General features: G+C 65.8%; 9 protein-coding genes. 6 read left to right on the forward strand and 3 right to left on the reverse strand.

Annotation, left to right across the window (positions count from 1 at the left end; genetic code table 11):
• Positions 1–47: 47 nt before the first annotated feature.
• Positions 48–1,841, reverse strand: a complete 1,794-nt coding sequence (locus tag B4K74_RS06330) for a tetratricopeptide repeat protein (RefSeq protein ID WP_286692228.1) — start codon at positions 1,839–1,841, stop codon at positions 48–50.
• 144 nt (positions 1,842–1,985) lie between these two features.
• Between B4K74_RS06330 and flbT the strand changes: the two genes are divergently transcribed.
• The 3 genes from flbT to B4K74_RS06345 all read left to right on the forward strand — a co-directional run bounded on the left by flbT (position 1,986) and on the right by B4K74_RS06345 (position 3,750).
• On the forward strand, positions 1,986–2,411 hold the full coding sequence (gene flbT, locus B4K74_RS06335; protein WP_123286163.1) for a flagellar biosynthesis repressor FlbT: 426 nt from the start codon (positions 1,986–1,988) through the stop codon (positions 2,409–2,411).
• On the forward strand, positions 2,371–2,736 hold the full coding sequence (flaF, locus tag B4K74_RS06340) for a flagellar biosynthesis regulator FlaF (RefSeq protein WP_123286162.1): 366 nt from the start codon (positions 2,371–2,373) through the stop codon (positions 2,734–2,736). The genes flbT and flaF overlap by 41 nt, the downstream gene beginning before the upstream one ends.
• A gap of 186 nt (positions 2,737–2,922) precedes the next feature.
• Positions 2,923–3,750 carry a flagellin gene (locus tag B4K74_RS06345; protein WP_123286161.1) on the forward strand — a complete coding sequence of 276 codons (828 nt, stop codon included), beginning with the start codon at positions 2,923–2,925 and terminating at the stop codon, positions 3,748–3,750.
• Positions 3,751–3,794: 44 nt separating this feature from the next.
• On the opposite strand, the gene B4K74_RS06350 is transcribed toward B4K74_RS06345, so the two are convergent.
• Together B4K74_RS06350 and B4K74_RS06355 are read right to left on the reverse strand one after the other, a co-directional pair.
• Positions 3,795–4,430, reverse strand: a complete 636-nt coding sequence (locus B4K74_RS06350) for an exopolysaccharide biosynthesis protein (RefSeq protein WP_286692229.1) — start codon at positions 4,428–4,430, stop codon at positions 3,795–3,797.
• Positions 4,431–4,509: 79 nt separating this feature from the next.
• Positions 4,510–5,961: a sigma-54-dependent transcriptional regulator gene (locus tag B4K74_RS06355; protein WP_286692230.1), complete on the reverse strand. Its 1,452-nt coding sequence runs from the start codon at positions 5,959–5,961 to the stop codon at positions 4,510–4,512.
• A 179-nt stretch (positions 5,962–6,140) separates the two neighbouring features.
• On the opposite strand from B4K74_RS06355, the gene B4K74_RS06360 reads away from it, so the two are divergent.
• The 3 genes from B4K74_RS06360 to B4K74_RS06370 all read left to right on the forward strand — a co-directional run bounded on the left by B4K74_RS06360 (position 6,141) and on the right by B4K74_RS06370 (position 10,368).
• On the forward strand, positions 6,141–7,943 hold the full coding sequence (locus tag B4K74_RS06360; protein WP_286692231.1) for a M3 family oligoendopeptidase: 1,803 nt from the start codon (positions 6,141–6,143) through the stop codon (positions 7,941–7,943).
• A gap of 328 nt (positions 7,944–8,271) precedes the next feature.
• On the forward strand, positions 8,272–9,564 hold the full coding sequence (locus B4K74_RS06365) for an ammonium transporter (RefSeq protein WP_123286172.1): 1,293 nt from the start codon (positions 8,272–8,274) through the stop codon (positions 9,562–9,564).
• A gap of 126 nt (positions 9,565–9,690) precedes the next feature.
• A complete protein-coding gene (locus B4K74_RS06370; RefSeq protein ID WP_286692232.1) occupies positions 9,691–10,368 on the forward strand; it encodes a TorF family putative porin in 678 nt (225 codons plus the stop codon).
• Positions 10,369–10,377 lie beyond the last annotated feature (9 nt).

Consider the following 10,377-nt stretch of genomic DNA (forward strand, 5'->3'; position numbering starts at 1 on the left):
TCTTCTCCTGTCAGGGAGAGAACGCGACCCGGCCCGGCCCCGTTCCGTCAGTCGGAGGCTCTTTCGGCCAAGGCCGCCGCGACATCCCGGATGGCCTGATCCCAGCCGTCGAAAGCCCGGGCGAAGGTGCGCATGTGCGGGTAGAAGGGATAGCGGTCCGTGCCCAGCAGGTGCCAGTCGTCGGGGGCATAGATCAGCCAGGTCTCGGCGCCGACGGCGGCTGCGATATTGGTGCCGGCGATGCCGGGGCCGATCACCACGTCCATTGCCAGTGACAGGGCGGCGAGGTCCTCAAGGTCGTCCTTGAGATTGATCGGCGGCGTCCACAGGGTGACCCCGGCGGCTTCGGCGGCGGCCAGGTCGGCACTGACGTCGCCGCACTGCAGATTGACCATGACGCAGCCCGGCGTGGTCAGGACGGGCTTCCAGCGCTCGAAGCTGGAGAAGTAGCGGGCGCGCACGCCGCTCAGAACCAGACTCTTCCAGTGCAGGCCGACCTTCAGGCCGGGACCGAGAGCCTCGACCTCGGCCTTCCAGTGGGCGACACGCGCCGGGTCGGCGACCAGATAGCCCCAGCGGTCGGGGAAGGCGGTCACTGTGGGGCGGAAGATCGGCATCAGGCTGGCCATCGGCACCCAGGCGTCGGCTGACGGTGCGTCCTCGCCCTCCATGAAGGGGATGTAGCGGTAGAGGCGCCCTTCCATCTTCACCGCGCGGTGCCCGCCGACGATGGCCTGGGGGAAGCTGCGCTGGAAGATGTCGACCAGCCGCGGCTCGACAGCGATGATGACCTGACCCTCGGGGCCGACCGCCTCGATCAGATCGCCGAGGGCAGAGCCAAACACCATTTCGTCGGCGATGCCCTGTTCGCCGACCACCAGGATACGCTGGCCTGCGAGAGGCTGGGTGGCAGGATCCCAACGCGGCATGGCGACCACAGCATGCATGGCCTCGGGCATGTCGGGGCTGAGACGGATTTCGTAGTCGGCCCAGCCGCCCGGAAGGTCGCCGGCGCCCAGCCGCAGCAGGGCCCGGGCCATGGTCATCATGGCGGTCTCATAGCCCGGCTCGGCACCCGGGAAGGCGGCCTCGATATCGGCCAGCGCCCCCTCCAGGTCGCCAAGAGGCTGGCGGACATTGGCGCGGTTGTAGCGGGCCTTGGAGAATTCCGGGTCGAGGCGCAGGGCTTCTTCGAAGAAGGTCAGGGCGGTGGCCATGTCGCCCTGGTCGCTCTGGACGGTGCCAAGGGTATTCCAGAGCAGGGCGCTGGTGGGCTCGACCTGGATCATGTCGCGCAGGACCTCGACCGCCTCTTCGTAGCGGTTGCCGTCGCGCAGCACGCAGGCGAGGTTGTTGGTGGCGTCGATATGGCCGGGCTCGACCGCAAGGAATTTCCGCAGCAGCTTTTCGGCGATCTCGAGCTGGCCCAGTCGCTGGGCGAGGCGGCTGAGGTCGTGGGCGATGTTGTTCTCGTCCGGCATCAGGGCGAGCGCCGCCTCATAGGCGGAAAGCGCCTGGGCCAGATGGCCGGATTTCTCCTGGCAGATAGCCAGAACATGCCAGGCGAGGCCGCTCTTCTCGTCGATATTGAGGACTTCGAGGCAGCGTTCGGCCCCCCGCGTATAGTCCTGCATGCGGACGGCGGCGACGGCAGCCTTCAGATGCTCGACCATACGCCGCTGGACCTTGGCCGTGCCCGTACGGCCTGCCAGCTTGCGGGACAGGCGGTTCAGCGCGTCGGTCGAGGCTGCGTCCCCGGCGACGCCCTGGGCCACGGCGAACGGGCCATGGGCGATAGGGGCTGTGGTATCCGGCTGGGCGGCGAAGGCGGGACTGGACATGCGGGCCAGGTATCCTGACAGAAGTGACGATTCCCCGCACTCTGACGCGCCCGTCACAACACACGGTTAACCACGACTGTTTAGAGGCTTTTGGGGACCGCCGCGCTAGCTCGCAGGGGCGGGACTGAAGGGGAGGCCCGCCGGATGCCGCTGAAACTGTCCTTGAAACCGGGTGAACGTTTCGTGCTGAACGGCGCCGTCGTCCAGAACGGTGATCGCCGCAGTGTTCTGGTTTTGCAGAACAAGGCCAGCGTGCTGCGCGAGAAGGACATCATGCAGCCCGACGAGGTCAACAGCCCGGCGCGCCGCATCTATTTCCCCGTCATGATGATGTATCTGGATGAGTCGTCAGCGGCGAAATTCCACGACGAATTCACCCTGCGGGTCAGCGAATTCATGAGCGCGACGCGCAATCCGGACGCGATGGCCGACTGCGTTGCGGCGTCTCGCCATGTGCTGGCCCGCGAGTACTACAAGGCGCTGATGACGGCGCGCAAACTGATCGAATACGAAGAGCAGAGGTTGGGTCATGTCGCTTCAGGCGTACAGCAAGGCCGCGGCGCGGACTGAAACTCCCCGGGAGATGGAGTACCGGCTGTTCGGCCAGGTGACCCGCGCCCTGATGCATGCCGCCCAGGCCGATCCGTCGGATGTGGCGACCCGTATTGATGCCCTGGACTGGAACCGGCGCGTCTGGTCGGCCCTGGCGACGGACTGCTCCGACCCCGGCAATGCCATGGGCGAGGCCCTGCGCGCCCAGATCATCTCGATCAGCCTGTTCGTCAGCCGCCACAGCTCGCAGATCATGCGGGGCGAGGAAGATTTCGAGCCCCTGATCGATATCAACCGCATGATCATGCAGGGCCTGGCCCCGCCTGCGTCGGAAGCGGCCTGAAGATTTTTCCCGACCCGGAAGCTCTTGCCGGTCGCGCCGCGATGACGCGCAGAAAAATCTCATAAAATCAGCCCATTGAAAGCGTTGCGGCAGCGGCATCTTTCTTGCCTGTGCGGGGGTGAACCAGAACCGGTTCGACGGTCAGAAGACCGTTAACCCACCCGACCAGAATGGAAGGACCCGCCGATGAGCAATTCGGTCAACACCAACGTGGGCGCAATGATTGCGCTCCAGAACCTGAACGCCACCAACACCGACCTCGCGGTCACCCAAAGCCGGATCAACACCGGCAAGAAGGTGGCCAGCGTCAAGGACAACGGCGCCATCTGGGCCATCGCCCAGGGGCAACGTGCCGACATCGGGGCCCTGGGGGCGGTCAAACAGTCACTGGATCGTGGCGTAGCCGCAGTCGATGTGGCCATCGCGGCGGGCGAGACGGTCTCTGACCTCTTGCTGCAGTTGAAGGAGAAGGCACTGGCAGCGACCGACGCGTCGCTGAAGACGGCAGCGCGGGCCGCGCTGAACGAGGACTTCAAGGCCCTGCGTGACCAGATCGCGACTGTGACCACCAACGCCGAATTCAACGGGGTCAACCTGCTGGAGACCGGCGCCACCGGTTTCAACGCCCTGGCCAATGCGCAAGGCAACGCCACCATCACCGTGGGAGCGGAGGTGATGGCGCTCGGAAGCACCACAGTCAGTGTGGCCACGACGCAGTCGATCGATACCCTGACGAAGGCGGCGGCCTCGCTTACGGCCGTCAACAATTCCATCGATGCCGTCTCGGGCGCGCTTGCGCGTCTGGGCACCAAGTCGAAGGCCCTGACCACCCATCTGTCGTTCGTCGGGAAGCTGACGGACTCGCTGGAATCAGGGGTCGGGAATCTGGTCGATGCCGATCTGGCGAAGGAGAGCGCCAAGCTTCAGGCGCTGCAGACGAAGCAGCAACTGGGGGTTCAGGCCCTGTCCATCGCCAACCAGACTCCGCAGCTGGTCCTGTCGCTGTTCCGATAGGTTCGAAAACCTGAGGCCGGAGGGTTCGCCCTCCGGCCTTTTCATCAGAAGAACCGGGTCGCCATTTCCCAAGTCGCCACGAGGACGCGGCTGACGGTTTCCCAGACCAGCCAGGTGAAGGTCGCCATACCCGCCGAGATCACCCAGCCGATCAGCATCATGACGCCGTCCTTCTGCATCAGGCCGAAGCCAAACGCAGCCACGATCAGGGACGGGAACAGGTTGAAGCCGATCAGCGGCAGCATCAGCACGGCCGCCCAAATCATGCACATCAGGCCGATCAGGGCCTCCGACAGATCCGTGCTCATGAAGCTGAGGCGGGGACGGCTGAACCGCTCGACCATCTGCAGGCGGCCCTTCACCTTGCCGGCGGCCTCGGCAAAGGCCGGTCGGGGGATATCGCGCTTCATGATCCACCTGGGCAGCCAGAGCTCGTCCTGACGAAACAGAAGCTGCGCCCCGATGATCATAATGGGCACGCCCAGCACAGTGGTCATGCCCGGAATCACGCCGATGACGGCACTGAGCAGTCCCAGCGTCAGCAGCAGGGCGCCGAACCCCCGCTCCCCGAAGGTACCGACCAGTTCGGTCATGGGCAGGACAGGATCGTCGACTGCGCCGACATCCGTCAGAACCTGGGAGAAGGGCCGTGCGTTGAAGGAGTTGTCGTTATCGTTCATGAGCCGTCGCCGAACAGGGTCATGCGCTCTCTTGGCCCCTACCGCGCCGCCGCGCTACTTAAGAAACGGCAATGCGGCGTCAGGCGCTCTGTTCCATGTCGACGTCCAGCCCCTGCTCGCGCACCTTGCGATAGAGGGTAGACCGACCGATACCCAGCCTGCGGGCGATCTCGGACATATGGCCGGCATAGACCTCGATGGCATGCTGGATCAGGTCGCGCTCGATCTCCTCGAGCGTGCGCAGGTGGCCTTTGCCGTCGAGGATGCGGATCGGCGTATCGGGGGCAGGAGGCAGGTCATAGGCTGCGACAGGCGTCGCCTCTGAGGTCGGCGTATCAAGCTCGGGTGTCGGCATGGCCACGCCCGAGATGGCCGGGAAGTCGTGCGGCTTGAGGAACGGCCCGTCGGCCAGCACGATGGCGCGATAGACCGCGTTCTCAAGCTGGCGGACGTTGCCGGGCCAGTCGAAGGCCGTGAGCAGCTCCGCGGTCTCGGGTGCGCAGCCGACGACGCGCTTGCCTTCCTCGACATTGAAGCGGCCGATGAAGTGGTCGACCAGGGCGGGGACGTCCTCGCGGCGGTCGCGCAGGGCCGGGGCCTCGATCGGAAAGACGTTGAGGCGATAGAACAGATCCTCGCGGAAGGCACCGCCCTCGACCTGCTTGGCCAGATCACGATTGGTGGCCGAGACGATGCGGACGTCGACCCGGACCGGACGCTTGGCCCCGACGGGGTCGATCTCGCCTTCCTGGAGGGCGCGCAACAGCTTGACCTGCATGTCCAGCGGCAGCTCGCCGATCTCGTCCAGAAACAGGGTGCCGCCGTCGGCCTCCTTGAACTTGCCGAGGTGTTTGTCGTGGGCGCCGGTGAAGCTGCCCTTCTCGTGGCCAAACAGGATCGACTCGACCAGATTGGCGGGCAGGGCGCCACAGTTGACGGCCACGAACGGCCGTCCGGCCCGGTCCGAGGCGCCGTGCAGGGCGCGGGCGATGACTTCCTTGCCGACGCCGCTCTCGCCGGTGATCAGCACCGGAATGGTCGAGGAGGCCGCGCGAATGCCCAGCGCCTTGACCATGCGCATGGCCGGGCTGTCGCCGACCAGATCGTCAAAGGTGGTGCGACCCGAGGTGTGCTTCTTCAGACGGCCGACCTCGGCGGTCAGCTGGGTGAGTTGCAGGGCGTTCCGGACCCCGACCAGCAGGCGCTCGGCCGAGACCGGCTTGACGAAAAAGTCCTGGGCTCCGGCCTGCATGGCCTTGACCACGCTCTCGATGCCGGCGTTGGCTGTCAGCACAATGACCGGGGTCGAGACCCCCGCCGCGCGCAGTTCGGCCAGGCACTCCAGACCGGTCATGCCCGGCATGACCATGTCGAGCAGCACCACATCGGCCCCGCCACCCTTTGTCAGGCAGTCGATCGCCTCGCCGCCATTTTCGGCCTGGGCGACGGCAAAGCCCTCGCGCTCCAGAACCGCCTGGACCAGGCGGCGCTGGGTCGGATCGTCATCGACGACCAGAACGGTCTTGGCCATGGGGCACCCCTCTATCATCACCGTTGGCCGGTCTCGGGGGCAGCCCCCGGACTGGCTCGTTTCGGGACGGGTGTACCCCGGATGCGGTGAAGATCGGGTTGTCCGGCGTGGTGTGCGGGGGGTTAACGTCAGGGCGGGCCGCCTTGCCTCTGCCCGTCCGCGACCCCATACCCAAGGGCATGAACGCACCCTTCAAGACACCGACCGCCGACCTGCCGCTGTGGGATCTGTCCGACCTCTATGCCGCCAAGGATGATCCCGGCCTGAAGCGGGATATGGAGGCGGCGCGCGCCTCTGTGGCCGAGATGAAGGCGCTGGCGGGCACCCTCGTCGCCGCGCGCACTGACCCGGCGCTGCTGGGCGAGCGGCTGGATCGGGCGATCCGTCTGTACGAGCAGGCTGCGGACCGGCTGGGCGCGGTCGGAGCCTATGCGTTTCTGGATGCCTCGACGCGACGCGATGATGCATCAGCCCAGGCCTTCGAGGCCGATGTGCGTCAGTCGCTGACCGAGATTTCTACCCCGACCGTCTGGCTGACCCTCGAGATCAACCAGCTGGAAGAGGCCGAGGTCGAGGCGGCGCTGGGGGCCCATGCCCCGGCGGATCGCTGGCGGCCCTGGCTGCGCCGGGTGCGGGCCATGAAGCCGCATGAGCTGTCAGAGGAGCTTGAGACCTTCCTGGCGGAACAGATGCCGGTGTCGGCCCAGTGGCCGCGCCTGTTCGACGAGACGCTGGCGGACCTGCGGGTGAAGGCCGGGCGGGATACCCTGACGCTCAGCGAGGCGCTGAACGGCCTGTCTGATCCCAAGGCGGCCCGCCGCAAGGCCGTGGCCGAAGGGCTGACCGAGGCACTGAAGGCCGAGACGCGGACCCTGGGTCTGGTGCTGAATACGGTGGCGGCCGAGAAAGCGCTGGAGGATCGCAAGCGCGGCTTCAAACGCCCCGCCGACAGCCGCCATCTGGCCAATGAGGTGGACGGCGAGGCGGTCGATGCCATGGTCGAGGCCGTGACCGCCGCCTATCCGCGTCTGTCGCACCGCTATTATGCGGCCAAGGCGCGGGCGCTGGGCCGCACGACGCTGGATCACTGGGACCGCAATGCGCCGCTGACCACCAAACCGCCGCGCGGGTTTGACTGGGCTCAGGGGCGGGCGCTGGTGCTGGACAGCTTTTCCGACCTGGGGCCCGAGTTTGCTGAGCGGGCGGGGACCTTCTTTGATCGCAACTGGATCGACGCCCGGCCGCGCGCGGGCAAGCAGTCCGGCGCCTATGCCCACCCCGTGACGGCGGATCGCCACCCCTATGTCTTCCTGAACTGGATGGGTGAGCGGCGCGATGTGCTCACGCTGGCGCATGAGCTGGGGCACGGGGTCCACCAGACGCTGGCGGCGGGTGCCGGCAGCCTGCTGGCCGACACCCCGCTGACACTGGCGGAAACCGCCTCGATCTTTGCCGAGGGGCTGACCTTTGATCGGCTGCTGGACTCAGCGCCCGAGGCTGAGCGTCAGGGCCTGCTGGCCGGGCGGATCGAGGACGGGCTGAACACGGTCGTGCGCCAGATCGCCTTCCACCGGTTCGAGACCCGTTTCCACGACGAGCGGCAGACCGGCGAGGTCGGGGCGGAGCGGATCGGACAGATCTGGCTGGAGGAAATGGGCGCGTCGCTGGGCCCCGCCGTGACGCTAAACGACGGCTATGAGCACTGGTGGGCCTATGTCAGCCACTTCGTGCACTCGCCCTTCTATGTCTATGCCTATGCCTTCGGGGACCTGCTGGTCGCGGCGTTGATGGAGACGCGGCGCAAGGATCCGGCGGGCTTTACGCCGCTGTATCGTGAGCTGTTGGCCGGGGGCGGCACCCGTCCGTACGACGAGGCGCTGAAGCCCTTCGGCCTGGATCCGCGCGATCCGGCGTTCTGGGACATCGGTCTTGGGCGTCTGGAGCGTCTGATCGAGGCATTCGAGGACACACTCGAGGGCTGAAACCGGTCAGACGGGTTGATGCCGCAAGCTTGGCCATTGTGAAATTGTGCACGCGCGTAATCACGCATGACGCAATATAATTGTAAGCAATTCGGTAACTGCGCATTATTTGCGCAACGTTACCCTGCGATAGATAGAGTGCAGCGCACGCATTTGTCGTATAATCGTTAACGAACCCCTTGCCTATTTCGCAAATGCGATAAAACCTTCGCATCTGCGTTGACGCATTCAGGGGGTACTGATGATGACGACCAAGATCCGGGGGCTGACGTCGGGTGTCGGCTACAAGCGAACTTGTGGCCTGCTGCTGGGCGGGCTTCTCTCATTTATGACCGCCGGAGCCGCGCAAGCCGCTCCGGCCCTGCTTTCGCATCAGGCGCCTCTGGAACTGGATGGGTCGGCGGCCGGTTGGATCCTGACGTCGACGGCGCTGGTGCTGCTGATGACGCTGCCGGGGCTGGCGCTATTCTATGGCGGCATGGTGCGGCGCAAGAATGTGATCGCGACCATCACCCAGTCGCTGGGCGTGGCGGCCGTAGTGACCCTCGCCTGGTTCGCAGCGGGATACAGCCTGTCGTTCGGGGTGGGCCAGCCGATCGCTGGCTATTCCGGCGATGAGGTGAACAGTGTGATCGGCAGTCTCGAGGCGGTCTTCCTGCGAGGCGTGACGCCGGAAACGGCCCACGCTGTGGCGCCCGCTCTGCCGGAGTATCTCTGGATCGCCTTCCAGCTGACCTTTGCCATCATCACCCCGGCGCTGGTGACCGGGGCGTTTGCCGAGCGGCTGAAATATTCGGGCCTGCTGCTGTTCACCGGACTTTGGACGCTGCTGGTCTATGCCCCGATCTGTCACTGGGTATGGGGCGGCGGCTTCCTGGGTTCGGCGGGGGTGCTGGACTTTGCCGGCGGGGCGGTCGTGCACGTCAACTCGGGCGTGGCGGGGCTGGTTTGCGCGGTCTTTCTTGGGGCCCGCAAGGGCTATGGCGTCAGCCCCATCGTCGCCCACAACCCGGTGCTGACCATGATCGGGGCGTCGCTGCTGCTGGTCGGCTGGATCGGCTTCAACGCCGGCTCGGCCTGGGCGGCGGATGCGATCGCGGCCGTCGCCCTGTTGAACACACTGCTGGCGGCGATGGCCGCCTCCCTGACCTGGAAGATCGTCGAGGTGATCGAGAAGCGTAAGCCGTCGCTGATCGGGGTGCTGTCGGGCCTGATCGCCGGTCTGGTCGCCATTACACCGGCGGCGGGTTTCGTCGATCCGATGGGGGCTGTGATCATCGGCCTGATCGCCGGACCGGTCTGTTATGCGGCCTCGGTCTGGATCAAGAAGCTGCTGCGCTACGATGACAGCCTCGATGCCTTTGGCATTCACGGGGCCGGGGGTGTGGCAGGCGCGATCCTGACGGGCGTGTTCGCCAGTGCAGCCGTCAATGCGGCAGGGGCCGACGCCAGCGTCATGAAGCAGCTGTGGGGCCTCGGCGTCACGGCAGGCTGGAGTGCAGGCGTGACCTTCCTGATCCTGATCGTCTGCAAGCTCACCACGGGCCTGCGGGTCAGCGAGAGCCAGGAAGACGACGGCCTGGACGGTCACCTTCACGGAGAGGTTCTGGAAGCGTCCTGACGGACGGTTCCAGCGAGTACGGCAGTCGGCGTCCTCCCACGCCGGCTGCCGGAGGCCCGGTCGGATCAGTGCCCGAGCGGTCGATGGCGTGTGCGTGCTTCCAACTCACTCAAAGGGGATAATCGAATGAAAACTCTGTTTGCCTGTGCCTCCGCCCTGGCCTTGCTGGCCACGGCCCAGGCTGCCCAGGCCCAGTCCGCTCCGGAGATCAGCTATAATCTCAGCGTCGCGACCGACTATGTGTTTCGCGGCATCAGCCAGACCGATGACCGGGCGGCCCTGCAGGGCGGTGTCGATATTGGCGTTGGCGGCTTCTATGCCGGAGGCTGGGCCTCGACCGTCGACTTTGGCGATGACACCGATGCCGAGGTCGACATCTATGGCGGCTACACCACGCAGATTGCCGGGTTCGACGTCGATCTGGGTGCGGTGCTATATCTGTATGTCGGCAAGCCCGCCGGGGCTGACTACGACTACATCGAACTGAAAGCGGCGGCGTCGCGGGACGTCGGGCCGGTGAACCTCGGGGTCACCACCTATTACACGACCAACTTTTTCGGGGTGGACGATGAGGCCTTTTACTATGAGGCCAACTCGGCCTTTGCCATCAGCCCGTCCCTGACGGCCTCGGGCGCCGTGGGCCATCAGACGCTTGACGTCAGCGATGACTACACGACCTGGAATGTCGGCCTGACCTATGCCTTCCCGAAGCTGATCTCGATCGACATGCGCTACCACGATACCGATACGGCGGGTCCGCTCTCGGAGGAGCGGTTCGTCGGCATGGTGTCGTTCGCCTTCTGAACGCTGTGG

This window comes from Brevundimonas sp. UBA2503 (assembly GCF_002341485.1).
Classification (GTDB): domain Bacteria; phylum Pseudomonadota; class Alphaproteobacteria; order Caulobacterales; family Caulobacteraceae; genus Brevundimonas; species Brevundimonas halotolerans.